The sequence below is a fragment of the Cupriavidus sp. 09_S30 genome (assembly GCF_056930435.1).
In genome coordinates this window covers 1,614,325-1,640,506 of record NZ_JBXOWI010000002.1, presented here as the reverse complement: position 1 = coordinate 1,640,506, position 26,182 = coordinate 1,614,325, and the positions used below count along the sequence as shown (strand labels likewise).

General features: G+C 67.8%; 21 protein-coding genes and 1 pseudogene. 9 read left to right on the top strand and 13 right to left on the bottom strand.

The annotated features are described in order from the left end of the window. Positions 1-44: 44 nt before the first annotated feature. On the bottom strand, positions 45-914 hold the full coding sequence (locus tag AC1Z3O_RS27495) for an alpha/beta fold hydrolase (RefSeq protein WP_483522031.1): 870 nt from the start codon (positions 912-914) through the stop codon (positions 45-47). A gap of 280 nt (positions 915-1,194) precedes the next feature. Beyond that, complete coding sequence (locus AC1Z3O_RS27490) at positions 1,195-1,830, bottom strand: TetR/AcrR family transcriptional regulator (RefSeq protein WP_483519355.1); 636 nt, start codon at positions 1,828-1,830, stop codon at positions 1,195-1,197. Between the two features lie 274 nt (positions 1,831-2,104). On the opposite strand from AC1Z3O_RS27490, the gene AC1Z3O_RS27485 reads away from it, so the two are divergent. The 4 genes from AC1Z3O_RS27485 (at position 2,105) to fahA (ending at position 6,009) form a co-directional block, all read left to right on the top strand. Further along, the gene (locus AC1Z3O_RS27485; RefSeq protein WP_483519353.1) at positions 2,105-2,491 is read left to right on the top strand and encodes a helix-turn-helix domain-containing protein; all 387 of its coding nucleotides are present in this window, start codon (positions 2,105-2,107) and stop codon (positions 2,489-2,491) included. Positions 2,492-3,045: 554 nt separating this feature from the next. Next, positions 3,046-3,267, top strand: coding sequence for a DUF2783 domain-containing protein (locus AC1Z3O_RS27480; protein WP_483519351.1), 222 nt, complete (start codon positions 3,046-3,048; stop codon positions 3,265-3,267). Positions 3,268-3,313: 46 nt separating this feature from the next. Beyond that, on the top strand, positions 3,314-4,642 hold the full coding sequence (gene hmgA, locus AC1Z3O_RS27475) for a homogentisate 1,2-dioxygenase (protein ID WP_483519350.1): 1,329 nt from the start codon (positions 3,314-3,316) through the stop codon (positions 4,640-4,642). Between the two features lie 98 nt (positions 4,643-4,740). Then, positions 4,741-6,009 carry a fumarylacetoacetase gene (fahA, locus tag AC1Z3O_RS27470; protein WP_483519348.1) on the top strand — a complete coding sequence of 423 codons (1,269 nt, stop codon included), beginning with the start codon at positions 4,741-4,743 and terminating at the stop codon, positions 6,007-6,009. A gap of 39 nt (positions 6,010-6,048) precedes the next feature. Here the strand turns inward: fahA and AC1Z3O_RS27465 are convergent, their stop codons facing one another. The 8 genes and pseudogenes from AC1Z3O_RS27465 to AC1Z3O_RS27430 form a co-directional block, all read right to left on the bottom strand. Then, complete coding sequence (locus AC1Z3O_RS27465; RefSeq protein ID WP_483519346.1) at positions 6,049-6,522, bottom strand: ApeP family dehydratase; 474 nt, start codon at positions 6,520-6,522, stop codon at positions 6,049-6,051. Position 6,523: 1 nt separating this feature from the next. Further along, positions 6,524-7,333: a beta-ketoacyl synthase chain length factor gene (locus tag AC1Z3O_RS27460; RefSeq protein WP_483519344.1), complete on the bottom strand. Its 810-nt coding sequence runs from the start codon at positions 7,331-7,333 to the stop codon at positions 6,524-6,526. Further along, positions 7,330-8,568: a beta-ketoacyl-[acyl-carrier-protein] synthase family protein gene (locus AC1Z3O_RS27455; protein WP_483522029.1), complete on the bottom strand. Its 1,239-nt coding sequence runs from the start codon at positions 8,566-8,568 to the stop codon at positions 7,330-7,332. The genes AC1Z3O_RS27460 and AC1Z3O_RS27455 overlap by 4 nt, the downstream gene beginning before the upstream one ends. Positions 8,569-8,648: 80 nt before the next feature. Further along, entirely contained in the window at positions 8,649-9,503 is an 855-nt protein-coding gene (locus tag AC1Z3O_RS27450) for a polysaccharide deacetylase family protein (protein ID WP_483519342.1), read from the bottom strand. Further along, positions 9,500-11,962 (bottom strand): MMPL family transporter, encoded by a 2,463-nt coding sequence (locus tag AC1Z3O_RS27445; RefSeq protein ID WP_483519340.1) that lies wholly within the window; start codon positions 11,960-11,962, stop codon positions 9,500-9,502. The genes AC1Z3O_RS27450 and AC1Z3O_RS27445 overlap by 4 nt, the downstream gene beginning before the upstream one ends. Before the next feature lie 29 nt (positions 11,963-11,991). Next, the gene (locus AC1Z3O_RS27440; protein ID WP_483519338.1) at positions 11,992-12,603 is read right to left on the bottom strand and encodes a LolA-related protein; all 612 of its coding nucleotides are present in this window, start codon (positions 12,601-12,603) and stop codon (positions 11,992-11,994) included. Positions 12,604-12,607: 4 nt separating this feature from the next. Further along, entirely contained in the window at positions 12,608-13,588 is a 981-nt protein-coding gene (locus tag AC1Z3O_RS27435; RefSeq protein WP_483519337.1) for an LpxL/LpxP family acyltransferase, read from the bottom strand. Continuing rightward, a pseudogene (locus AC1Z3O_RS27430) lies at positions 13,585-15,389 on the bottom strand (AMP-binding protein). The gene AC1Z3O_RS27435 and the pseudogene AC1Z3O_RS27430 overlap by 4 nt, the downstream one beginning before the upstream one ends. Before the next feature lie 422 nt (positions 15,390-15,811). Between AC1Z3O_RS27430 and AC1Z3O_RS27425 the strand changes: the two are divergent. Both AC1Z3O_RS27425 and AC1Z3O_RS27420 read left to right on the top strand, forming a co-directional pair. After that, complete coding sequence (locus AC1Z3O_RS27425; protein WP_483519335.1) at positions 15,812-16,072, top strand: phosphopantetheine-binding protein; 261 nt, start codon at positions 15,812-15,814, stop codon at positions 16,070-16,072. A gap of 54 nt (positions 16,073-16,126) precedes the next feature. Continuing rightward, a complete protein-coding gene (locus AC1Z3O_RS27420) occupies positions 16,127-16,969 on the top strand; it encodes a glycosyltransferase family 2 protein (RefSeq protein ID WP_483519333.1) in 843 nt (280 codons plus the stop codon). Between the two features lie 71 nt (positions 16,970-17,040). Here the strand turns inward: AC1Z3O_RS27420 and AC1Z3O_RS27415 are convergent, their stop codons facing one another. The 3 genes from AC1Z3O_RS27415 to AC1Z3O_RS27405 all read right to left on the bottom strand — a co-directional run bounded on the left by AC1Z3O_RS27415 (position 17,041) and on the right by AC1Z3O_RS27405 (position 20,241). Next, entirely contained in the window at positions 17,041-17,349 is a 309-nt protein-coding gene (locus AC1Z3O_RS27415) for a high-potential iron-sulfur protein (RefSeq protein WP_483519331.1), read from the bottom strand. A 788-nt stretch (positions 17,350-18,137) separates the two neighbouring features. After that, positions 18,138-19,562, bottom strand: coding sequence for a sensor histidine kinase (locus tag AC1Z3O_RS27410; RefSeq protein ID WP_483519329.1), 1,425 nt, complete (start codon positions 19,560-19,562; stop codon positions 18,138-18,140). A gap of 1 nt (position 19,563) precedes the next feature. Continuing rightward, entirely contained in the window at positions 19,564-20,241 is a 678-nt protein-coding gene (locus AC1Z3O_RS27405) for a response regulator transcription factor (RefSeq protein ID WP_483519327.1), read from the bottom strand. Positions 20,242-20,417: 176 nt separating this feature from the next. Between AC1Z3O_RS27405 and zneB the strand changes: the two genes are divergently transcribed. The 3 genes from zneB to AC1Z3O_RS27390 are packed head-to-tail and all read left to right on the top strand — an operon-like array spanning position 20,418 to position 26,168. Next, positions 20,418-21,578, top strand: coding sequence for a zinc efflux RND transporter periplasmic adaptor subunit ZneB (zneB, locus tag AC1Z3O_RS27400; protein WP_483519325.1), 1,161 nt, complete (start codon positions 20,418-20,420; stop codon positions 21,576-21,578). Continuing rightward, positions 21,571-24,690 (top strand): efflux RND transporter permease subunit, encoded by a 3,120-nt coding sequence (locus tag AC1Z3O_RS27395; protein WP_483519323.1) that lies wholly within the window; start codon positions 21,571-21,573, stop codon positions 24,688-24,690. Before zneB ends, AC1Z3O_RS27395 begins: the two co-directional genes overlap by 8 nt. Continuing rightward, entirely contained in the window at positions 24,690-26,168 is a 1,479-nt protein-coding gene (locus AC1Z3O_RS27390; protein ID WP_483519321.1) for an efflux transporter outer membrane subunit, read from the top strand. Before AC1Z3O_RS27395 ends, AC1Z3O_RS27390 begins: the two co-directional genes overlap by 1 nt. The last annotated feature ends 14 nt before the right edge of the window (positions 26,169-26,182 follow it).

Genomic DNA, 26,182 nt, shown 5'->3' with positions numbered 1-26,182 from the left:
CGCCGCGCACGCTCTCGGCGCAGGGCCCCGCAGCCCCCGCAACTTCAGGCGGGTATCGCCTGAACGGACCTTGCCTGCCGTGCGGGCGGCACGGCGGCGGGCGCGAGAAACGCCACTGCCTCCGCGATGACGCCGGCATCGCGCATGATGCGCCGGTGGCCCAGGCCCTCGGTCGTCAGCAGGCGCGCGCCGGGCCATGCGCCGGCGATTGCCGCGCCGTCCTCCCAAGGGACCTCCCGGTCACCGCGATCGTGGACGATCAGCGTCTTCGGCACGGTGCGCTGGCGGCCTATCTCGGGCACGTTGAAGTCCGACCAGGGCATGCCCATCCAGCGCTCCGCGCTGCGCTGCATGCGGTGCAGCACGGCGGGACCGAGGCCAAGCTGCCAGGCTTGGGCAGAGCAGGCGCGATAGAGGTCGGCCGGCGGCCCGATCAGCACGGCTGCATTCGGCAGCAAGCCCTCACGGAAGGCCAATGCTGCGGCGGCCCCGCCCAATGAGTGGGCGACCAGGCCATGCACGGGGCCGACATGCCAGGCTGCGGCCAGCAGCGCGCGGGCCATTTCGAGAATCGATGTCTGCTGCGGACCGCGAGCGCCTGCATCGGATGTGCCGTGGCACAGGGCGTCGAATGCGGCCACGCGGAAGCCGGCCTCCAGGAGCGGCGGGATCGCGGCATGCCATTGGCCTGCGTGGCCTCCCCAGCCGTGGGAAAGCAGCACCGTCGGCCCCTCGCTGCCCCAGCGGTAGACGCGCACCCGCCGGCTGCCACCCTGGCCGATGACCAGGGCCCAATCGGCGCGGGCTGCGTCGAGCATGTGTTGCGCCGGCTCGTCGACGCGCGGAGGCGGTGGGCGGAAGCAGGCGCGTTCCAAGGCCCGCGCGGCCCCATCGGGATAAAGCAGTCCGGCCATCTGCCAGCCCAGGCGCAGCCAACCGGCCGGCGAGGGCTTGTTGCGCGACGCCTGGCCGGAAGCATTGCCAGCCGGGGAGCGGGATGAGAGCGAGGAAGAAAGGTCAGCCACGTCGATGCCTCCGGATGAAAGGGGATACTGGCTGGCCGGTACGCGAGCGGCGCTGCGCCGCAAGGCAGCCGCTGCGCCACTTTAGAACCGACCGGTCGTGCTATTTCCGGGGCAAAAAAAATGGCGCCAACCTACTGGCCGGTACCGCCCCACAGTACCGGCTTCGCGCTCAAGCAGTTGACGCGGCGGCTTGGTGCCCGGTCGCGCGGTTGCGCGGCGCACGCGCGTGCTCGAGCAGGGCCTCAAAGGCGTTGCGCGCCAGCGTCTCGGCGTCGGCCCGTCCCAGCAACTGGAAGGACTGCTGGAAGGACATACCGATACCGACGAACTCGAAGGCCACTTGGCGCGCGTCCGTGCCGGGGGCAAACTCACCCGTCGCCACAGCACCCTCGACCACGCGCGCGATCACACCATGCCATGCGTCGAACACCTGCACCACCCGCTCGCGTATCGGCCCCGGCCGGTGGCGATACTCCTGGCCGAGTGCGATGAAGAGGCAATACCCACGCGCGGCGGTGCCACCGATCCAGCCCAGGTAGCCATCGAACAATGCGCGCAACCGCGCCTCTCCGCGCGGCGCGCGCAGGGCGGGCCGCACCACGATGGCGGCGAAGTGCTCGGTGGCCAGTTCCAGGACCGCCTGCTGCAACGCTTCCTTGGACTTGAAGTGTGCATACAGGCCACTCTTGGACATACTGGTGTCCTGGGCCAGCGTCGCGAGCGAGAGTGCATCGAACCCGACTTTAGCGGCGGTTTCGAATGCCTGCTCGATGATTGCAGTGCGTGTCAGTTGGCCTTTCAACATGGAGCAGAGAATAGCACGACCGGTCGTTTTGTAAAGTGTTGTAACGATTTGGGGTCAACGAGTGATCCTCTGTCCCGTTAGTGTCTGGGCGGAAACGAGGATTTGTGCTGAATCGGCCCTATCCTGGCGTGTCCGGGTGTTGTTAAGGACGCTTCGTGAAGGCTTCTCAAGAAATCTGCACAAAGTGTTGTCGCGACTACATACGGAATGCCTTGCGTGCTCTATACTCGAATGCACGTCCGCGCACTTTTTCAACTGGTGACTGGAGACCGATATGAACAGTACAGCCGTGCCAAGAGGCGCTAGCGAACCGTTCCGGCAACTGCGGGCCCTGCGCCGAGCGCGCAAGCTCAAGCAGGAAGATGTCGCCCGAAAGGCCGGGATTTCCCGGGAAGCGTACCTGCGGGCGGAATCGGGTCAGGCTGACCCGCGCATGTCAACCTTCCTCGCCGCGTGCGAGGCGCTCGGACTGGAAGTGGTACTGGCCCCGCAGCAGCTCGCTGCCGAGGTCAATGCCTTCATCGCCAGCCGCAATGGCGGTGTGACGGTGGCCTCGATGGCCGGCCCGGCACCCACCGCCACCACATCGACGTCACCTGCGACGCCCAGCCCCGGTGGTGGCTTCGGCTCTGCACCGGGCGAAGGCCACAAACCTCTCTAAGCTGGTTCGCAGGGCCAGGGCAGGGTAGCCCCGGCCATCCCGCTTCCCCACAGAGCGGGCATGGTGGGGCCGGCCTGCAGCGCCTGTTATCCGGTTTCCAACCCTGCCCGGGGGCGGCTTGCCGCCTCCGGGCAGCGTTTGTCGCGCCGCGCTCGCGGGCGCGCTCATGCCGCCAGCGGGCTCCCGCCGGGCGGATCGCCTGCTTTACCCGTTTCCCACCGTTTCCTGCCGCCAACCGTGGCAGCGCTGGCGCGTCCACTTTTTCCGGCTCCACCTCTTTTCTACCGCCTGGCGGCCCACTCCCCATCGGCTCATCGCGCGGGCGCCTATGCTTGGCTCAGGCCGCCCATTCGCGGGGCGCAGCTGCGTGGTGGTTTGACACGTCCCGATGGTCAGGATTACGATATGGTAAATCGATTACGGAATACGTAATTCGAGGCCACGCCAGAAGCACGCCACCTTTGCGCACCCCGTCCGATCGTCTGCCACGCCCGGCACAAGGCGAGCGGGCGCCCGTTTGCGCGGGCTGCAGGGAGGTTGCAGGGGGGATTGCCATGGCACTGAACACCGAGGCGAATCTTGCGCGACCGGACGATTTCTATGAGGCATTGCTCAATATGCATCGTGATCTGACCGACGCGCAGAGCCAGGCGGCCAATGCGCAATTGATTCTGCTGCTGGCCAACCATATCGGCGACCTTGCAGTGCTGGAGGAAGCTATGGCGTTCGCCCGCGCGGGCGTGCTTGAACCCGGCGCCGGCGGGCCGGCGGCATGAACGCCGCGCATACGCCGATTCACCGATCCTGAGGAAGAGAGACGAGATGACCCAGACGCAATCGATGGTGCCGCAGGCCGCGGCCGCCGGCTACCAGTCGGGCTTTGCCAATGAGTTCGCCACAGAGGCCCTGCCGGGAGCGCTGCCGGTTGGCCAGAACTCCCCGCAGCGCGCGCCTTACGGCCTTTATGCGGAGCAGTTGTCCGGCACGGCCTTCACCGCGCCGCGTGCGCACAACCGGCGTTCCTGGCTCTACCGCATCCGCCCGGCGTCGATGCACAGCCCGTTCGCGCGCGTAGAGCAGTCGCGCTGGATGAGCCGCTTCGACGAGGTGGCGCCTTCGCCGAACCAGATGCGCTGGAGCCCGCCGGCCATGCCGACCGAGCCGACCGATTTCGTCGAGGGCATCGTCACGATGGCCGGCAACGGCAGCCCGGAGGCAATGAGCGGCTGCGGCATGCACCTGTACCTGGCCAACCGCTCGATGCAGGATCGCTTCTTCTATAACGCCGACGGCGAAATGCTGATCGTGCCGCAGCAGGGCCGCTTGCTGCTGGTCACCGAAATGGGCCGCCTCGAGGTGGAGCCGCAGGAGATCGCGGTGATCCCGCGCGGCGTGCGTTTCCGCGTGGAACTGCCGGACGGCGAAGCGCGCGGCTATATCTGCGAGAACTACGGCGCGCTGTTCAAGCTGCCCGACCTGGGCGTGATCGGCTCCAATGGCCTGGCCAACCCGCGTGACTTCCTCACCCCGGTTGCCTGGTACGAGGACCGCGAAGGCGACTTCGAACTGCTGGCCAAGTTCCAGGGCAATCTGTGGCGCGCCGAGATCGGCCATTCGCCGCTGGACGTGGTGGCCTGGCACGGCAACTATGCCCCGTACAAGTATGATCTGCGCCGCTTCAACACCATCGGCTCGATCAGCTTCGACCATCCGGATCCGTCCATCTTCCTGGTGCTGCAGTCCCCCTCGGACACGCCGGGCGTGGACACCATCGATTTCGTTATTTTCGGGCCGCGCTGGCTGGCGATGCAGGATTCCTTCCGCCCGCCCTGGTTCCACCGCAACATCGCCAGCGAGTTCATGGGCCTGATCGCCGGCGTGTATGACGCCAAGGCCGAGGGCTTCGCGCCGGGCGGCGCGAGCCTGCATAACTGCATGACTGGGCACGGTCCCGATGCGGAGACGTTCGAACGCGCCAGCGCTGCCGACACCAGCACGCCGCACAAGATCAGCGACACCATGGCCTTCATGTTCGAGACCCCTGGCGTGATCCGGCCGACGCGGTACGCCGCCGAATCCCCGGATCTGCAGGGCGACTACTACACTTGCTGGCAGGGCTTGAAGAAACACTTCAACCCGAACGTGCGCTGAGCGGCACGAAGCCGCCAACGATAAACGAATACGGACAAACGACCACGGCATGGCGGCCGCCCCCGGCGCCATGCCGGCTGCATTACCCGGAGCCCCAAATGACTGAACGCAAGACGAGCTGGATTGAATCCGCCAACGACGGCCAGACCGATTTCCCGCTGCAGAACCTGCCTTACGGCATCTTCTCGGCCAGTGGCAAGACGCCGCGCGTGGGCGTGGCCATCGGCGACATGGTGCTGGACCTGGCGGTGCTCGACGACGCCGGACTGCTGCCCGCGGCCGCCAAGGGCGCGTTCGGCGTTGACAACCTGAACCGCTTCATCGCACTGGGCAAGTCCGTCTGGTCCGATACGCGCAAGCGCCTGACGGCCCTGCTGTCCGGCGAGGACAAGGCGCTGGAAGACAATCCCGCGCTGCGCGCCTCGGCTCTCGCGCCGGCTACCTGGGTGACGATGCACCTGCCGGTGCAGATTCCCGGCTACACCGACTTCTACTCGTCGAAGGAACACGCGACCAATGTCGGCCGCATGTTCCGCGACCCGGAGAACGCGCTGCTGCCGAACTGGCTGGAGATCCCCATCGGCTACAACGGCCGCGCCAGTTCCGTGGTGGTGAGCGGCACCGAGCTGCGTCGCCCCAATGGCCAGATCAAGCTGCCCAACGAGGCACGCCCGATCTTCAGCGCCTGCCGCAAGCTCGACTTCGAGCTGGAGATGGCCTTCATCGTCGGCAAGGAGTCGACGCTGGGCGAGCCGGTAAGCACGGCTGCCGCGAACGAGCACATGTTCGGCATGGTGCTGCTCAACGACTGGAGCGCGCGCGATATCCAGCAGTGGGAATACGTTCCTCTCGGTCCGTTCAACAGCAAGACCTTCGGCACCTCGATCTCGCCCTGGGTGGTGACCATGGAAGCGCTGGAGCCGTTCCGCCGCGACAATCCCGCGCAGTCGCCCGAGCCGCTGCCCTACCTGCGGCAGCAGGAACGCAATGCCTACGATATCGACCTGGAGGTGCTGCTGCGCGCCGACGGTGTGGAAGAGGCTGCCACCATCTGCCGCACCAACTTCAAGGCGATGTACTGGACCATGGCGCAGCAACTGGCTCACCACACGGTGTCCGGCTGCAATGTGCGCGTGGGCGATCTGATGGGCTCCGGCACCATCAGCGGCACCACGCCCGACTCGTACGGCAGCCTGCTCGAGCTGACGCGCAACGGCGCGGAGCCGGTGACGCTGACCGGCGGCGCCAAGCGCGGCTTCCTGGAGGATGGCGACGAAGTGGTGATGCGTGGCTGGTGCCAGGGCGAGGGCTATCGCGTCGGCTTCGGCGAGGTACGTGGCCGCATCCTGCCGGCTATTGCAGCCTGAGGCAGCCTGAGGCAGCGGGTGGCAAGGTAGGTGCTGCCGCTAGCGCGGCGGCACCTCCAACAGCACGGCTGCCCGCCCTTCGAGCAGGCTGCGCCCGGCCGCGCTTACCGTGAACAGGTAGAGCACCCGGGCGCCGTCCGCGCCAGCCCGGCTGGCCTCGATGCGCAGCGGCGCGGCAATGTCGTCGAGCCGTTCGACGTGCATGGCCAGCTTGCGCACGCTGGCGAGATAGCCCAGCGCAGGCCGGTTGGCGCCTGCCGCGCCTGCCTGCAGTGCGGCGCCGTGCGCTGCCATGGCCTGCGCCGCATATTCGATGCCGCACACGGCGGCGAGGCGGCCCGCCGCACGCAGCGGGTTCGCCGGATCGGTGTGGCTGCTCGCCTCGCAGACGATGTGCTCGGCGTCGAACGCCAGCACACTGTCGAGCAGGCACATCGCACCCTGGTGCGGAATGCGCGCGGCGATCCAGTCGCGCGGCAATGGCGGCAGAGGCAGGATGGGCAGGTGGTCCATCTCAGCCGGCACCGCCAACGCTCGGCGCAAGCCTGGCGCTCAGTCGCAGGTCTTCCAGATAGTCCAGCACGACCGGCCCATCATCACGGCAAGCCAGCGCCCGCAGGAGCGGCAGCGCGCGCGCCGCGGGCACCGAGAGGCGCAATGTCTCCAGCGTGGCATCCTGCATCCGGGTGGCCGCTTCCGTGCTCCATTCCACTTCCAGCCGCGCCAGGGTATGCGCGCCGGCCGCCGGCGCGAGCACCAGCGCCAGCCCGAAGGTGTCGGCGATCGGGCGGAAGGTGCGCATGGGTTCCGGGTAATCGGTGTCGTAGGCGATCAGCATGCAGGCGCCGTCGCCGGTCGCCACCTGGCACAAGGCGTCGAGCAGGCCGGCGCAGAAGCTGGCGTCATGTGCGCACAGCACATTGGAGGGGGTCATGGCGCCGGTGGCGATGCTCCAATATCCTGCCGCCGCGTTGTGCACGGAGTTGTGAAAGCGCGTCGGCGACAGTGCGGGGTCGGCGCTGGCCAGCGTCTCGCAGATCGTGTGGTAGTTGTGGCCATCAGCCCCCGAGGCTGCGAACACCGTCGGCAACTCGGCCGCCTGACAACCGCTGGCGGCCACCGCTTCGCTGCCGGCGGCCAGCGCCGCCCTGACGCCGGGACCGCTGCGGCGCCGCTCGGCGCTGGGCAATACCGCCGGGGCGGGAGCTTCCGTACGGCGAGGAGCATAGGCAGCGTGGCCGGCGAGCATGGCCTCGGCCTGCGCCCAGCTGTCCAGGCCGGGTCCGATGAGGCCCACGCCGTCGATATAGGCGGTCAGCTTCATGCCTTGCCTCCCTGCATGGCAGCGTCGGCGCGGCCGAACAGCAGGCTGCAGTTGGTGCCGCCGAAGCCGAAGGCGTTTGACAGTGCGTAGCGCAGCGGCGCGCTGCGGCTATGGAGCAGGTAGTTCACCGGCAAGGCGGGGTCCAGTTCGGCGGTGTTGACGCCGCCAGGCAGCAGGCCATGGCGCAGCGCCAGCGCGCATACCACGGCCTCGAGCGTACCGGCCGCGCCGAGCGTATGGCCGGTGGCGCCCTTGGTGGAACTGCAGGGCGCGCGCGGCAGCAGGTCCAGCATGGCACGGCCCTCGGCGGCATCGTTGCTGCGTGTGGCGGTGCCATGCAGGTTCACATAGCCGATATCCTCGGGGCGCACGCCGGCCGTGGCCAGTGCCTGGGCCATTGCCATGCGCGCGCCGAGCCCTTCGGGGTGCGGCGTCGACATATGGTGGGCATCGCTGGATTCACCGATGCCGACCAGCATCACGGCGTCGCCTGGCACCGGAGCCCCATCCGCCGGTGCTCCAGCAGCCGGTGCACGCTCCAGCAGGGTGAAGGCGGCGGCCTCACCGATAGAAATCCCGTCGCGGGCGGCATCGTAAGGGCGGCAGGCGTGATGCGAGACCAGTTCCAGCGAGTTGAAGCCATACAGGGTGGTGTGGCAGAGCGAGTCGACGCCGCCGACCAGGGCCGCATCGATCACGCCGGCTTCGATCATGCGGCGCGCCGAAGCGAACACCTTGGCGCCCGACGAACACGCCGACGAAATGGCCAGCGCCGGGCCGTGCAGCCCGAAGCGGGCACGCAGGAAGGCGGCCAGCGCGAAGGGGGAATGTGCCCCCGCGTAGCGGAAGTCCGCCGGCAGGGCCCCGGTGGCCGGGTCGCGCCGGCGGTAGGCCTGCTCGGTATCGAACACGCCCCCGGTGCTGGTGCCGGCGAACACGCCGATGCGCTGCGCGCCGTAGCGGGCGAGCAGGCGCGCCACTTCCTCGGCGAAGCCATCCTGGGCCAAGGCCAGTTCTGCCAGGCGGTTGTTGCGGCAGTCGAAATCCGACAGCGGCGCCGGCAAGCGGACGGCGTCCACCCCCGCGACTTCCCCGACATAGGTGTCGAGCGTCACATCGCTGAAGCGGCAAGGCGCGAGGCCGCTGCGCCCTTCGCGTAGTGCGGCCAGCATGGCATCGAGGCCATGTCCAAGACAACTGGTGGCCGTAAAGTGGGAGACCAGGAGGGGCGACACTGCGGAATCCGGCTGGGTAACGTGGCTCATGAGGGGGCTCATGCGGGGCTCATGAAATTGTAGCAAAGGGGCCGCCGGGCTCAGGCCGCAGGGCCCGTCCCGGCGGCAGGCAGGCCGACGGCGTCGCGCAGTGTCACGCAGCGCAGTCCGGCGCGCTGGACTGCCTCCAGCACGCGCGGCAGCACCTCGGGCAGGACCGGCGCGCCGTCCGCCATGCGGCCGCCGTGGCCGTCGTGCAGCAATAGGATGTCGCGCGCCGCGAGGCCACGCAACAGCCGTGCGGCAATGCGTTCCGGGCGCGCGTTGGGCAGCGTGTCGAAGCCGCGCCGGGTCCAGCTCGCCAGGCGCAGGCCGACCTTGCAAAGCGCGGGCTCCAGGAAGGGATTGCGCAGTCCGGCGGGCGCGCGAAAGAAGAGCGGCGGCACGCCCGCCAGTTCGCCGAGGATGTCTTGCGCGCCCCGGATCTCGGCCATCATCCAGCCGGGTCCGGACACGGAGAAGCGGTGCGAGTGGCACTGGCTATGGTTTTCCACGGCGTGACCCGCGCGCGCGATCTCGCGCACCAGTTCCGGATGGCGCTCGGCGCGGGCGCCGATGCAGAAGAAGGTGGCCCGCAGATCGTGGCGGGCCAGCCAGTCGAGCACGCGCGGTGTCATGTCGGGGTCCGGCCCGTCGTCGAACGTCAGTGCGATGCAGCCGTCCGCCTGCGGCGGCAGCCGGCGCAGATTGGGGCCGAGCAAGGCGCTGCGCGGCCACAGGCCGGCGCCTGCTATCAGCAGATGCGATGCGATCACGCCGCCCGCCGCCCACGGCAGCGTGGCGGGCTGGGCCAGTACGGCACCCAGTGCGCCGACATGGGCCACCGCCGTCGCGCGCAGCAACATGGACGGATGCCAGGGGCGCGGTGCGGGCAGTGCGGCCGTCTGCAGGCTCATGCTGCCTCCTTTCTCTTGCCCGTCTTGCCCACTGTGGCCGGCGCTGCCAGGATCGCCGAGAAGGCCAGCGCCAGCACGGCCCCGGGCGCTACAGTCAGCCCGAAGGCCTGGAGCAGCGGCAGGGTGGAGGCGCCCAGCAAGCCGAAGGCGGTGACCGTGGTCAGGTTGGCCAGTGCGAGCGATACCAGCGTATGCGGTGTGGGTGTCGCATCCGGCGCGCCCGGTGCGCCGCCGGCGCGCGTATTGAAGAACAGCGCGTAGTTGGAGCCGATCGCCACCAGCAACAGCATGCCGATCAGGTGCAGCAGGCTGAGCTGCCTGCCGTTTGCCGTCAGCGCAGCGGCGACCACCAGTGCGGCGGCGGCCAGGGGGATGAGCGTGCGCAGCACGCGCGCGGGCGATCGCAATGCCACCGCCAGCAGTACCACGATGGCGGCGAATCCGGCCAGGGCAAGATGCACGGCTTCCCGCAGATAGTTGTCGTAAAGGCGATCGGATTCGCCCTTCAGATCGACGAAGAGTGCGCCGGGCACGTCGGCGCGGGCCAGCGCGGCGCGCACCGGTGCGGCTTCCGGTGTCCCGGCGGCGCGCAGCGGCAGCGTTGCGCTCCAGTGACCGTCCCGATGGCGCAGCAGTGCGTCGACGGCCAGCGCCAGTGATGTGCCGCGCAGGTCCTCGGGGCCCAGCAGGGGAGCCTGCCGGGCCCGCTCCACATCATCGAGGAAGGGCGCGAAAAGGGCGGGCTTGACGGGCTGGCCTGCCAATGCGGCGGCCAGGCGCTGCTGCAGCACAGGGCGCGGCGGCAGGCTGGCCTGCCGCGCGCGCTGGGTGGCTTCGCTCGGCAGGTAGCGTGCCGGCGTCTCGTAGCCGCTCAGTACGCCTTGCGCGACCAGCGCGTCCAGTTCCTTCCCGATGCGCTCGGCGCCTTGCAGGACGCTTTCGCGGTCGGGGCCGTCGAGCACGATCAGGTAACGCACATCGGGTGCGCTCACATCGTTGCGCAGCGAGGCGTCCAGTGCCTGGGCGGCCTTGGGTACCGGGCTCAGCGAAGACAGCTCCGGATTCCACAGGCTGCCCTCGTGCGTGGCGAGCATCGCCAGTGCGGCCAGGGGCAGCACGAGAAGGCTCCAGCGCAGGCGTCCCGCCGCCGCGGCGGCCCGCGCGAGCCGCGTGCCCAGCGGGGTGACGTCGCGCAGACGGAAGTCGGCTGGCATCAGGGACGGCAGCACGTAGCGGGTGGTCAGGGCTGCGGTGGCGAGGCCGGCGATCGAGTACAGGCCGAGCTGGGCCAGGCCCGGAAAGCCAGACAGCAGCAGGCAGGCGAAACCGCAGATGGAGGTAAGCACGCCGAGGCGGATGGTTGGCCAGAAGCGGCGCACCCAGTCGCGCGGATCTTGGCCGCCAGCCTGCGACGACTGTACGAAGAGGTAGATGGAGTAATCCACCGCCTCACCGATCAGGGTGGTGCCGAAACCGAGCGTAAGGCCGTGCACCGTGCCGCCAAAGCCCAGGCTGACCGCGGCCACGCCGGCCAGCGCGCCGCTGAGCACGGGCACCATGCCTAGCAGCAGCGTGCGCGGCGAGCGGTAGACCAGAAGCAGCAAGACCACGATGATGGCGAGCGCGGCCGTGGACAGCCGCTCGACATCCCGCTTGATGGTGTCGCGCGTCTGCACCGAGAAGACACCGGGGCCGGTCATCAGCAGGCGGTAGGGGGCGGCGTCCGCGGGCGCAGCGAGCGTGCGGGCCGCCTGTGCGAAGGCAGCCTCGATGGCTGCGATGGCCTGCTCCTGCCCATCCGTGTCGGAGCCCGCCGCTGCGGTCTGTGCCAGCAGCACGGCGCGCCTGCCGTCGCGCGAGACCCAGGCTCCGTTGCGCATCGGCACATTGTGGCCGGCGTCGAACTGGCCAAGCAGCGTCGCCATCTCGCCGGTGGGGTCGCGCGGCAGCAGCGACTTGGTGAAAAGGCCGGCAGGCGACGCCAGCAGGTCGAGCGAATCGGAGACCGCGGCCCGCAGGCCCGGCTCGGTGAAATGCTGGGGCGTTACGGCCGGGCTCAGCAGGTAGCGCTGGCCGTAGAGCAGGCGCTGGTCCGCCGCGCGGTTGACCGGTTCGCCATTGTTGATGGAGGTGAAGCGGTCATCGCCACGCAAGCGCGCAGCGAGCGCGCGTGACAGCGCGGCGCGGCCGACTGTGTCGCCGCCCTCGATGCCGACCAGGATCAGCCGCGACACCAGTCCGTCGCGCAATTGATCGACCAGGACCTGCTGCTCGGTGCTGGGCGCGCGCGGCAGGAAGGCCGACAGGTCGGCCGTGAAGCGGCTGCGCGCGGCTACCAGTGCGCAGGCCAGCAGCAAGGCCAGCCAGAGCCAGACGGCCCAGCGCGGCCGGCGGCCGGGTTCCTGCCGGGAGGTTGGGGGCGAGGTGGGCGGTGAGGGCGGATGGTGCGTTGCGGCCATGGCGTGTCCCGAGCGGATTCAGGGTGGGCTCAGGGTGCCGGCAGGATCTGCATGACCGAGCGGTCGCCGTCGGCCTGCAGGATCTCCACCGTGCGGAGATTGTCGCGCGCGCCGTCGATGCGGATCTGCTTGATCTGCGCCGCCATGCGCGCATCGGTCGGGGTCAGTGTCAGCACCCAATGCCCCGCCGCGCCGTCGATGCGCAGCTTGTAGACGCGCTCGAGGGCATCGCGGTTGCCCGCCAGCGTGCCGCGGATGCTCTCGATGAAGGCGGCCAGCTCAGGATAGTTCTGCAGCGGCAACACGTACTTCTTGCCGGCGCGCTCCACTGTCAGCATGTCCCCGTCCAGCACCATCGTCTCCGGCTTGGGCGTCAGGGTGCGCTTCTCGAGGTGATCGGGTGCGACGAAGACCAGCTCGCCGGTGGATTCCACCGGGCGCTCCAGCATGGCCAGGTACTTGCGTTCGGCGAAGCGGACCCGGCCCGATTTGCGCTGCGCGAGCGTGGACATCAATTGGTCGATGCTCCAGCCATCGGCGCGGGCCGCCGCCTCGGCGGCGGCCCGCGCAGACGGTGCGGATGCGAGCGCGAGCCAGCCGGCAAGCAGGAGGGAGGTCAGCGGAAGCGGGCGAATGCGCATGTCGTCATCGGTTGCCAGGGTGGGATGCCTGTGCGGCGGGCACCTGCCGCGCGCAGCCATCCTGCCAGAAGTCGTAGAAATTGAACCAGTTCTCCGGGGCCGAGCGGCAATGCCGCTCCAGCGCTTCGACGTAGCGCGCGAGCGCGGCCTCCATCTGCGCCTCGCGCTCGCGCGGTGCCGTTTCGGAGAAGTCGGCCAGCAGTTCGAAATGGATGTCGTAGCGGTTGCCACCGCGGTACAGTCCGGTCATGAATATCGCGGGCCGGCGCAGCATGGCCGCGATGCGCAGGGGTCCGGTGGGAAAGCCCGCTGGCGCGCCGAGGAAGTCGTGCGGCGTGATCGGATCGGAGGCGCGCTGCGTCAGCGTGCGGTCGGCCAGCATCCCGACCAGGAAGCCGCGTTCCAGGTACGCACGCACCTTGAGCATGGCATCGAGGCTGCCCAGCGGGATCAAGTGTTGCCGCATGGCCGGATTGACCGCCTGCAGCACGTCGTTGACCTTGCGCGCGTTCTCCTCGTACATGGTGATCGCCACCTGCATTCCAGGCCGCTTGCGGCCGATGGCGCGGATCACCTCGAAGCTGCCAAGGTGGGCGCCCAGCAGGAAGGCCCCGCCGCCGCCGTCGAGCGCGTCAAGGATGTCCTCGCCGCCGTGGATGCGGATGTCGAACAGATCGAAGCGCCCGTTGAGCAGGTAGATGCGGTCGAGGATGGTGCTGGCAAAGCTGAAGATGTGGCGGAAGCTGTCGCGAAGCCGCGCCGGGCGTCCGGAAACGCGGTCCAGGTAGGCCAGGGAGGCGCGCCGCGCGGCTGGCGCGAACAGCAGGAAGTAGAGCGCGATCGGGTAGAGCAGCACGCGGCCGACGCGCCGCCCCAGCCGCAGCGACAGCCAGGTCATCAGCCGCAGCGTGAACATATTGCTGCGCTCGCGGCCCTCGCTCCAGTCGGCCGGCCCGGTGGGGGGGCTCCCGGTGCAGCCGCTCATCGCAGGGACTCCTCGGCCGGCGCCGTGTCCGGGGTTGCGTCCGGAAGGAGCGCGAAGATGCCGTTCGCCACTTCGCGATCGTCCACGCACAAGGTGAAGCGCAGCGTGTCCGAGGCGCCCGTCTGGTGGGCCAGTTGCACGATTTCGCCCGGCACCACCGGATGCAGGAACTTCGCCGAGCTCAGACAGAGCCTGCCAGGTGGCACGCCGAGCAGGGCGGCCAGATGCAGCGCGGCCAGATCGAGCAGGACCACGCCGGGCACCACCGGGTGGCCGGGAAAGTGCCCCGGCAGGGCGGGGTGGTCCGCTGGCACCTGGAAGCGGGACGCGGGCGCCCCCGCAGGCGTGCCGTTCATGATGACCTCCCCATGCGGCGCGCCGCCAGCAGGCGGTCGACCAGCGGCGCCAGCACATCGCGCGGCAGCTTGCCCGTGGCATTGCGCGGCAGGCTGTCCACGAGCAGCAGGCTGCGCGGCATGAAGGCCGGGTCGATACGCGCGCGCAGTGCGCGCCGTATCTGCGAGGCGTCGAGGCCCGGGGCGACCGCCAGGGCGACCAGGCGCGTTGCGCGGCCTGTGCTGCCCGTGCTGCCCGTGCCGCCGGTGCGGTCTGCCGTTGGTTTCGTCTCGTCGGGCATGAAAAAGCAGCCGTCCTGCACGCCCTCGATGGTATTGAGCTGATGGTTCAGATAGGCGAGGGAGCTGCGCTTGCCGGCGATATTGACGAGATCGGCACGGCGTCCATGCAGCAGGAAGCGGCAGGCGTCGATCCGCTCCAGCACATCGCCCATCGGTACGGGCCGCTCGACATGCCCGCCCGAGGCCCATGCCACCGGGCCATCCTCGTCACCGGGATCGGTGCGCCAATCCAGGCCGATGCCGGGCAGCAGTTCCCAGGCAGCCTCATGCGCACTGGCACGAACCGCGATCTGGCCGGTCTCGGTGCTTCCATAGATTTCCAGCAGCGGCGCGCCAAAGCGCTGTTCCGCCTGGCGCGCCAGCGCCTGGGGCAGGGCCGCGGTGGCGGACAGCAGCAGATCGGCCGCTGGCAGATCGCCGCCGTCCAGCAGCAGGGCGCGCAGATGCGGTGGCGAGGTGACCAGCACGCGCGGGCGCGGCGTGGCCTGCAGCGCCGCGCGGATATCGGCCGGATAGAACACGGGCGTGGCCTGCAAGGCGAGACCGGCCTGCAGCGCGAGCACCACGGTACATTCGAAGCCGAACATGTGCTGTGGCGGTACCGTGCCGACCAACGCGTGAGAGCGCCCGTCGTCCAGGCCCAGGCGCGCCGCCGAAGCGCGCGCCAGCGCGACCAGCTTGCCCCAGGTCTTGGCGTGGGGCACCGGCAGCCCGGATGAGCCGGAGGTGAATACATAGGCCATCACGCGTTCGGCGGGGACCAGGGGCACGACAGGCGCATCTTGGGCTGACTCATCCCCCGCCGGCATTTCCATCGGATATGCCAGGCATGGCAGATCCAACCCGGACAGCGCGCCGCCCACCGCTGCCTCGCCGTCGTGCAGGCAGAAGACATCGGGCGCGAAGGCGCGGATGCTGGCGAGTGTCTGCGGGTTCAAGGTGGGCGGCAGCAGGCTGGGCTTGCCGGCCACCAGCGCCGCGCAGAGCCCGACCGCAAAGCGGTAGCGGTCGCTGCAGAGGTTCAGCACATGGCTCCCTGCCGGCAGCAGTGCGGCCAGGGCATTCACGTCCGCCAGGAACCGGCGCACGGTGATCGCGTGCCCGTGCCGGTAGGCGATCGCGCTGTCGAGTGAGGCGTGGGAGACGAGCGGATAGTCTGACATGGCTTGTGGCGGTTCGATCTGCCTCAGGCGGAGGGACATACCAATGCGGCGGGCAATTGCCGATTGTGATACAAACACCTCATGGTGGAGGCACGGGCGGGCGCGGGAACTAAGTGATTTATTAGATGCATGACGGCGCTCTGGTTGTGCGGCCCAGGCCGCACAGGCGACCGGGCCAGACCGGGAGTCAGACTGGACACGCCATGAAGACCGCGCCGCCGGGGCATTGTTTCCGGCCGCGTCGACAATGTTGTTACGAAACTTCTCTCACCTAGTGAGTTGTTGCCGGGCTTGGTAGCATTCACCCCAAAATTCGCCCCAAAGGCGGAGCGCGAGTATACCTTAGTAACATAGCCGCTCGTCGCGGCGCTGCGCCCGCTGCAAGGGCCGAACCGGGCCGCAAGCCAATGCAATCTTGAACGATGAACGAACTGGAAACTGAACTCGCGCGCCTGATCATCGGCGAACTCGACATCACTGACATCGCGCTGGCGGACGTCGAACCCGGCACGCCGCTCTATGGCGAGGGGTTCGGCCTCGACTCGATCGATATTCTTGAGATTGCGCTGCTGGTGTCCAAGAAGTATGGCTTCGAACTGCGCTCCGACAACCCGGACAACGAACGCATCTTCCAGTCGCTGGGCAGCCTGGCGGCCTATACGGCGCAACAGCGCACGCGCTGATGTCGGGTCAAGGCATGGCTTGAGCGGACGTCCGTCCGCATGAGAAGGAAAGCGATGGATCGAAGCCTATCCCCCGACGAACCGGTGGCATCGAAGACACACCTGGTGCTGATTCCCAGCTACAACCCGGGAGAAAAGGTGCGGGAGACGGTGGAAGCCGCCCGCCGCGCCTGGAACCCGGTGTGGGTTGTGGTCGATGGGAGCACCGATGGCAGTGTCGCCTGGCTGCGCCAGGAAGCCGCCCGGGATCCCGGTCTGCGCGTGCTGGAACTGCCGCGCAATGCGGGCAAGGGGGCTGCCGTGCTTTACGGCGTGCAGCAAGCCGCCGCGGCGGGCTTCACCCATGCGCTGGCGATGGACTCCGACGGCCAGCATCCCGCCAACCTGATCCGCCAGTTCATGGCGGAGTCACAGCGCGATCCCGGCGCCCTCGTGCTGGGCCGGCCCGTCTTCGACGCCAGTGCGCCGCGCGAGCGCGTGTATGGCCGCCGCCTGTGCAATCTCTTCACCGATATCGAGACCCTGTGGGGTGGAATCGGCGATTCGCTGTACGGCTTCCGGGTCTATCCGATCGCGCCGCTGCGCGCGGTCATGGACGGTCGCCCATGGATGCGCCGCTTCGATTTCGATCCGGAGGTCGCCGTGCGCCTGTGCTGGCGTGGCGTGCGGCCGGTCAACATCGCCGCGCCGGTGCGGTATTTCCGCGCGGACGAAGGCGGCGTTTCGCACTTCAACTACCTGCGCGACAACCTGCTGCTGAGCTGGATGCACCTGCGCCTGCTTGCCGGTGGCCTGCTGCGCTTGCCGCTGCTGGCGTGGCGCCGCTTGCAGCCGTCGCGCAGCGCGAGCACGGCCGAGCCGCTCAAGGGCCGGAGCACCGAGGCACTGCGGCGCTGAGTCTCCGAGCCCCGCCGGGCCGCTGTGTCGCCGCGCGTGCGAAGCGCGGTGGGATGGTCCTCTATGCGGGCCTACATATTCGTGTAGGCACTGCACCAACCGCGCGCCGCGACCTGCTTGTCGCCGAACAGCACGCAACCGCCCCAGGCCGCACCGGCGTCGCCCTGGTAGAGCGAGCAACTGCCGCAGTCCTGTCCCTGCGCATAGGCGGGAAACCTGACCTTGTCCACTTTGCTGGCGTCGTGCACGTAGCCGACGGCCCGCGCTGCCGGGTCGGATTCATCCAGATGCGGGGTTTCGGCGGCGGCCTGCCGCGGCAGCACCAGTACGGTGCCCAGGCCGAGCCCGGAGGCCAGAAAGCTGCGTCGTGACGTATTCATGATGGCGTGAGCCTCTTTTCTTCTTCGCTTTGCGTCGTGATGAGGATGCGCGCGGGCGCGCTTGCGCAAGAGTAGCGCACCCCGTGCCGCCGCGGGCTCCTGTGCGTTCCGCGCCGGCTGCAGGGCGACGCTGCGCTTGGCCTAGCACGGACCGGTGTCAGTCATATGTTTCAGCGCTGAAACATATGCCGGCGTCCGCGTTTGGCTCCGAACGGACAGGCTCAACAGGGTTGCATTTCGCGACGACACATGGCGATGACACGCCGTGAGGGACGGACGATATATGGAATTACCAGAGCGTGCGGCAAAACCGGACGGCCGCATCAGCGTATTGCCGGTCGGTCATCGGTGCGTTGCCGGATGCTACACGGCGGCCGCCATGGCCAGACGATTTCGCGGTTGAGGTGTCCGACGGTACTTGGGCGCGCAGGAACGGGGATGACAGACGTTCCGTGAGTGCGGAGGTCCGGGTGGTGGAAGAGAAGAATTTGCGCATTTCCGACTCCTTGGCCATCCGGCTGAGCATGACCGGACAGCGGGGCCTGCGAGAGCAGGCGAGTGCGAGTGGCGCGCGGCGGGCTGAGGAGCCCGGCATTGCCGCTGCGTGACTTGCGATCGATGCAAGCCAGCGGCAAAGGGATGCGGGTGGCTTGCTTAACCTTGCTTCGAAGATCGACTAGAACAACTGTCCATTTGAGGGTCTCCCCAGGTTTGCCTTGACGGGACGGAGATTATCAAGGGGGTGCCGCTGCGTACACTGAATTCTTCTTCAGGTTCTCCACGAATCTTCAGTTTCTCCACGAATCGGATTCCTGTCGCGCGAGGGGGATCCTGACCGTGAAGACCGCGCCGCCGCCAGGCGCGTTGGCGGCCTCGATATGCCCGCCCTGCGCGTGAATGATGGACTGCGACAGGGCCAGGCCGAGGCCCACCCCCTCGCTTTCCGATGCCCGCGCGCTTGCGCCGCGGAAGAAGCGGTCGAACAGGTAAGGCAGTTCGTCTTGCGGAATGCCGGGCCCTTCGTCGGTGACCTTCAACAGGGTGTCCTGCGCGTCGGTGGCGCAGTCCACCGTGATCTTGCCGCCCGGCGGAGAGAACTTCAACGCGTTGTCCACGAGGTTGGCCAGCACCAGGCTGACCGATGCATGCGCCACCCTGGCGCCGGCCGCCGCATCATTGTGCACCACGAAATCGATCTGCCGCTCGCGGGCGACAGGGCCCGCGCGCAGCAGTGTCTCGGCAATCAGTGCGTTCAGCGCCGGCGCCTCGCCGCTCGGGCGGTCCTGACCCGCATCGAAGCGCGCGAGCATCAGCAATTCCTCGATCAGCCGTGTCAGGCGGCCGACTTCATCCAGGCAGGAGTGCAGGGTGTCCCGATACTCCTGGCTTTCGCGCGGGCGCCGCAGCGTCACTTCGATCTCGGTACGCAGCCGTGACAGCGGCGAGCGCAACTCGTGCGACGCATCGGCGGTGAAGCGCCGTTGCTGGTCGAACGCCTGTTCGAGCCGGTCGAGCATCGCGTTCAGCGTGTCGACTAGCTGGCCGATCTCGTCCGATGCGCCCGGGTGCGGCAGGCGTTCGCCGAGATTGGCGTCGCCGATGAGCCGGGCCTGTTTCACGACGTCGTTGATGCCACGGAACGTGCGTCGCGTCAGCACCACCCCGGCCGCGCCGACTGCGGCCAGCAGTGCCGCCGCCATGATGCTGAACAGGATCGTTGCCGATGCCAGCACCTTGCGCGCATCGTCCAGCGAGCCCGCCACCTGGACGACGACGGGCTTGCCGTTCGCCACTGCGGGGACGGACACCATGCGCAGTGGCTCGTCGCCGAAGTTCGGCAGCGTTTGGAACACTTCTTGCCCACCGGATGCGATCTCGGCCAGCAGGGCGGGCGGCGCGGGCAGGCTGGCATTGCCGAGGTTGGCGCTGCGCGCCAGGACCTCGCCCCTGGCGTTGACGATCTGCACCAGGCGGTCCAGGCGCACCAGCGAGGGTGGCGCCGAGCCGGGAGGGCGCTCATGCGCCCTGACAGGCTCTCCGTGGCTTTCGGCCTGCATGCCGGCCTCGGTCTCCGCCAGTGCCAGCAGCGCAGCGTCGAGCTGTCCGTGTACCAGGCGGGAAAGCTGCCACCACCCGGCGAACGCCGCGCAGGCAACGATCACGACGATGACCGCCCAGTGCGTCAGGACCAGCCGCTGCCGGAAGTTCAGCACGTCAGGAGGCTCCCGCCGGTGCAAGCCGGAACCCCTGGCCCCGCACGGTATGGATCAGCACCGGCATGCCCGGAGGGTCGAGTTTGCGGCGCAGGTTCTTCATGTGGACGTCGATCAGGTTGTCGATGGCGATCAGGTCCGCGTGCCAGATGCGTTCCGCAAGCTGGGCACGGCTGACCACTTCTCCGGCGTGGGCGACCAGCAACGTCAGGATCGCATACTCCTTCGGCGTGAGGTCGAGCCGAGCGCCGGCGCGTGTGACCGCGCGGGATTTCGGATCGATGACCAGGTCGTCCAGCGTGATCTGCGCGGGTTGTGCCAGCTCCACGCGGCGCAGCAACGCCCGCACGCGCGCCAGCAGTTCCTCGAATACGAACGGCTTGGTCAGATAGTCGTCGGCGCCGGTGTCCAGGCCGGCGATGCGGTCGGCCACCGCGTCGCGCGCGGTCAGCATCAGGATCGGCGTGCGCACGCCCTGGGCGCGCAGTTCCCGGCAGAAGTCGACGCCGCTCTTGCCGGGGAGCATCCAGTCGAGGATGAGCAGGCTGAAGGCGGTACAGTCGTGCGACGCGGCCGTGTCAACCGAATGCGCCGTCTCCACGTCATAACCTTCTTCCTGCAGACCGCGAGCCAGCAATCGTGCTGCCTTCTGGTCGTCATCTAATAATAGGATCCTCATGGGTTGGCCTTTCGGGGTCGGGGCAGATTCTATCAGCCCCCTGAACGGCCTATTGCGAGCGCGCCCCCGCCTGAAGAAGAATTCAGGGTGCGCCGCAGCACGCATGCGTACCATTGGCAGAAATTTCCGCATGTGGCGGTTTCATATCTTTCTGCATATCAGCGTCGGAGTGAATGATGAATAACAGGCCAGCCCTTCCCGGGCGCGCTGCCTACTGGCTTTCCGCACTGATCGTATTGGGTCTGGGTGGCGCAGGAATGTGGGCGCTGCGCGCCAAGGGCGAGCAGAAGCGCGCGGACCCTCCCGTTGCCGTGCGCCATGAAGGCGAGCGCCTGATCGTGCCCGCCGACTCGCCACTGCGCCGCACCCTGGTTGTGGCCCCCGCCACGCTCGAAACGGTGGCCGCGCCGTTCAACCTGCCGGCCATCGTCGAGGCGGACCCGGCCAAGCTGGTCAAGGTGCTGCCCCCGCTGGCGGGCCGCATTGTCACGCTGAACAAGCAGCTTGGCGACGCGGTGAAGGCTGGCGACGTGCTGTTCTCGATCGATTCAGCCGATCTGGCGCAGGCCACCAGCGATGCCGCCAAGGCCCGTGCCGCGCTGACGATGGCGCGCCGTAACCTGGACCGCCAGCGCGAGCTCGACAAGTCGGAAATCGCCGCGAAGCGCGATTTCGAGCAGGCCCAGAGCGACTACGACCAGGCTGCCAGCGAATCCGAACGGGCCAATGCGCGCCTGGCCCTGCTCGGCGCCAAGGGTGGCGCCACGGCGCAAGTGGCGGGTGGTGGCCATGTCCTGACCGTTCGCTCGCCGATCAGCGGGCGCGTGGTCGAACTCAATGCCGCCACCGGCGGTTACTGGAACGACACCACCGCGTCGCTGATGACCGTGGCCGATCTTTCCCATGTCTTCGTCACGGCAAACGCACAGGAAAAGGACCTCGGCCACGTGTACGTCGGCCAGTCGGCCACCGTCAAGTTCGATGCCTACGGCGAGCCGCGGCCGGGCAAGGTGCGCTACGTGGGCGATATCCTCGACGCCGATACCCGCACGACCAAGGTGCGCCTTGTGTTCGACAACCCTGACGCCAAGCTGAAGCCGGGCATGTTCGCGCAGGCCACGTTCCTGTCGCAGCCGCATGAAGGCATCGTCATTCCGATGTCGGCCATCGTCCAGAGCGGGTTCTACACGCGCGCATTCATCGAAGTGGCGCCTTGGCAGTTCGAGCCGCGCGTGATCAAGCTTGGCGCGCAGCTCGGCGACCGCATGGAGGTGAAGTCCGGCCTGGCCGCGGGTGATCGCGTGGTGGTGAAGGAAGGGGTGCTGCTGAATGATTGAGCGTCTCGTCACCCTTTGCTTCAACCGGCGCGGGATCGTGTCGCTGGTGTTCGTGATGGTCGCGCTGTACGGCTGGTATGCCTGGAAGCAACTGCCGCTGGAAGCGTATCCGGACATTGCCGATACCACGTCGCAGGTGGTCACGCAGGTCAACGGCCTGGCCGCCGAGGAAGTGGAACAGCAGATCACCATTCCGCTCGAACGCGAGATCATGGGTGTGCCTGGCATGCATGTGATGCGTTCCAAGAGCACCTTCGGCCTGTCCCTGATCACGGTGGTGTTCAAGGACGGCGCGGAGGACTACTGGTCGCGCCAACGCCTGCAGGAGCGGATCAGCAGCATTACTCTGCCCTACGGCGCGCAGGCAACGCTCGATCCGCTGACTTCACCGATTGGTGAGATCTACCGCTATACGCTGGTCTCGAAGACCCGCGATCTACGCGAGCTGTCGGAACTCCAGTTCTGGAAGGTCATTCCCCGCTTGAAGCAGGTGGCGGGCGTGGTGGACGTGGCCAACTTCGGCGGCCTGACCACGCAGTTCATGCTCGAGTTCGATCCGCTGATGCTGTCCAAGTACAACATCTCGCTGAACCAGATCACGCAGGCGATCTCGCAGAACAACGCCAACGCTGGCGGGAGCATCCTCAACCGCGGCGAACAGGGCATGGTAGTGCGCGGCGTAGGGTTGATCCGCAATCTGGACGATCTCGGCAATATCGTCGTCACGCAGAAGAACGGCGTGCCGGTGCTGGTCAAGGATCTCGGCCGGGTCGTGCTGGGCAACCCGCAGCGGCACGGCATCCTGGGCATGGACAAGAATCCGGACACGATCCAGGGCATCACGCTGCTGCTCAAGAACGAGAATCCATCGGTCGTCATGGAAGGCGTGCACGAAGCCGTGCGCGACCTGAACGAGAACATCCTGCCCAAGGACGTCAAGGTGGTGGCGTATATCGACCGGAGCAATCTCGTCGATGCCACCGTGCACACGGTGGGCAAGACCCTGCTCGAAGGCATGGTGCTGGTTTCGCTGGTGCTGCTGCTGTTCCTGGGAAGCCCGCGCGCGGCGATCATCGTGGCCATCACGATTCCGCTGTCGCTGCTGATGGCGTTCATCCTGATGCACCACTTCAAGATCCCGGCGAACCTGCTGTCGCTCGGCGCGATCGACTTCGGCATCATCGTGGACGGCGCCATCGTGGTGATGGAGAACATCCTGCGCCGGCGCGAGGAAGACGCCGAGAGTGAGCTGCACGGCAGCGACATCATGCAGTCGGTGTTGCAGGTGGCGCGTCCGATCTTCTTCGGCATGGTTGTGATCATCACGGCCTACCTGCCGCTGTTCGCCTTCCAGCGCATCGAGTACAAGCTGTTCTCGCCGATGGCCTTCGCCGTGGGCTTTGCGCTGTTCGGGGCGCTGCTGGTGGCATTGCTGCTGATCCCGGGCCTGGCCTACTGGGCCTATCGCAAGCCGCGCAAGGTGTTCCACAACCCCGTGCTGGCCTGGCTCGGGCCACGCTACGAGGCAATCCTGAACCGGCTGGTCGGCCGCTCGCGCACGGCGCTGGGCATTGCTGGCGCCACGCTGGTTGGCGTCATGATCCTGGGCGCCACCATCGGGCGGGACTTCCTGCCATACCTTGACGAAGGCTCGATCTGGCTGCAGGTGACCCTGCCGCCGGGGATCTCGCTCGACAAGGCCAGCCAGATGGCGAACAACCTGCGTGCCGCGACCCTGGAGTTCCCCGAGGTCGATCACGTGGTGACGCAGGTCGGGCGCAATGATGAAGGCACCGATCCGTTCACGCCGTCCCATATCGAGACGGCCGTGACCCTGCATCCGTACAGCACGTGGACCTCCGGGCGCGACAAGCAGCAGTTGATCGAGGCCATGGCCACGCGCTTCCGCGAACTGCCGGGTACCCAGGTGGGCTTCTCCCAGCCGATGATCGATGGCGTGCTGGACAAGCTCGCGGGTGCGCACAGCGACCTGGTGGTCAAGGTGTATGGCAACGATTTTGCCGAGACCCGTCAGGTCGCCAACGCGATCACGCGCGTACTGAAGGAGGTGCCGGGCGCACAGGACGTCATCATCGACCAGGAACCGCCGTTGCCGCAGGTCCGTATCGATGTGGATCGTGCGGCGGCGGCGCGGCTGGGCATCAACATTGCCGACGTGATGGCGCTGATCCAGAGCGGTATCGGCGGCAGCCCGGTGACGCAGGTATTTGTCGAGGACCGCAGCTATGAGGTGGTGGCGCGCTTTGTCGCCAGCGCGCGGAACAATCCGGACGCGATCGGCAACCTGACGTTGACCGCCGCGAATGGTGCACATGTGGCACTGGCGCAGGTGGCCCGCATCCGTCTGGCCGAAGGCGAGACCACCATTACGCGAGAAATGAACAAGCGCCACCTTACCGTGCGCCTGAATCTGCGCGGGCGGGACCTGGCCTCGTTCCTTGACGAAGCGCGCGAGCGGATCGAGAAGAACGTGCCGTATGACCACACCCATATCAAGGTGGCGTGGGGCGGGCAATTCGAGAACCAGCAGCGCGCACAGGCCCGTCTGGCCGTGATCCTGCCGATGGTGCTGGCGCTGATGTTCGTGCTGCTGTTCGGCGAGTTCAAGAACCTGCGCCAGCCTGCACTGATCCTGATGGCGGTGCCGCTCGCCACGCTCGGCGGTCTGGTGGCGCTGCACCTGCGCGGCATGACGCTCAATGTGTCGTCGGCGGTAGGCTTCATCGCGCTGTTCGGCGTGGCGGTGTTGAACGCGATCATCATGATCGCCAACCTGAACCGCTGGCGCGATACCGGCGGTGTGAGCCTGAAAGAGGCCGTCGTCCGCGGCGCGGGCGAACGGATGCGGCCGGTGCTGATGACGGCGACCGTGGCGGCGCTGGGCCTGATCCCGGCCGCGCTCGCGCACGGCCTGGGCAGTGACGTACAGCGCCCGCTGGCCACCGTGGTGGTGGGCGGGCTGATCACGGCGACCGCACTGACGCTGGTGCTGTTGCCGGCGCTGTATTACCTGATCGAGGCACGCGCGGCAACGCGGGTGCGCGCGGAAGCGCCGGTCGCATACGGCCCTGTCAGTGAAGGGGAACTGTAATGGAACGACTCACTTCGATTAGCCTGGCTGCGCTGCTGGCGCTCGGCACCGCCGGGTGCGCAGTCGGCCCGGACTTCCAGCGGCCTGCCGCGCCGGATACCGACCGCTATACGGCGATCGACATGCCGGCCGAGACCGCCTCGGCGGCCACCGTAGGCGGGCAAGCGCAGCAGTTCGCGCCGGGGCAGGACGTCCCGGCGCAGTGGTGGACAATGTTCGGCTCCAGCGAGCTGAACGCGCTGGTGGAAGCCTCGCTGCAAGCAAATCCCAATCTGCAGGCCATGGAGGCCGCGCTGCGTGTGGCCCGCGAGAACGTGGCGGCGCAGCGCGGCGCGTTCTTCCCCAGCGTCGATGCCGAGTACTCGGCGTCGCGCCAGAAGATCGCCACGATCATTGCGAGTCCGCTTTCCGACAACAGCGATCTGTTCTCGCTGCACACGGCACAGTTGAGCGTTTCCTATGTGCCCGATGTCTTTGGTGCCACCCGCAGGCAGGTTGAGGCGGGTGTCGCGCAGGCCGATGTCGCGCGCTTCCAGTGGCAGGCGGCGTATCTCACGCTGACCTCAAATGTCGTGAACGCGGCGATCCAGGAAGCCTCGCTGCGCGCCCAGATCCGCGCAACGCACGATGTCATCGCGCTGTCCACGCGCCAGCTCGAAGCCGTGCGCAAGCAGCAGCGCACGGGGCAGGTTGGCGCCGCCGAGGTGGCCGCGCAGGAGGCCGCACTGGCCCAGGTCGAAGCTACCTTGCCGCCACTCGAGAAGCAGCTTGCCCAGCAGCGCAACCTGCTGGCGGTCCTGACCGGGCGCCTGCCGAGCGATGCGGTATCCCAGCAGTTCGAGTTCGAATCGCTCTCGCTCCCCGGGACGCTGCCGCTGAGCCTGCCGTCGAGGCTGGTCGGACAGCGCCCGGATGTTCGGGCGGCCGAGGCGCAGATGCATGTGGCCAGCGCACAGATCGGGGTGGCCACGGCTGCGCGCCTGCCCAACATCACGCTGACGGCGAGCTTGGGCAGTTCGTCTCAATCGATAGGGGATCTCTTCACATCGGGCACCGGGTTCTGGGGGCTTTCGGCAGGCCTGGTGCAGCCGATCTTCAAGGGCGGCATGCTGCTGCATCAGCAACGCGCCGCGGAGGAGGCCTACAAGCAGGCCTCCGCGCAATACCGCAGCACCGTGCTGACTGCCTATCAGAACGTGGCCGATTCGCTGCATGCCATTGAGGCCGATGCCAGGGGGCTGCGGATGGCATTCGACGCCGAGCGTGCCGCGTACCGGAGCTTCAACATCGCGCAGCAGCAATGGAAGGTCGGGCAGATCGGCTACCCGGCCGTGATGCTGGCCGAACAGACGTACCGGCAGGCGTCGATTACCCTGGTGCAGGCGCGTGCGAGCCGCTACGCGGATACGGTGGCGTTGATGCAGGCGCTAGGCGGCGACTGGCGGGACGAGGCAGGCAGGGATGCGAAAAACGGCTGATACAGGGCGTAGCG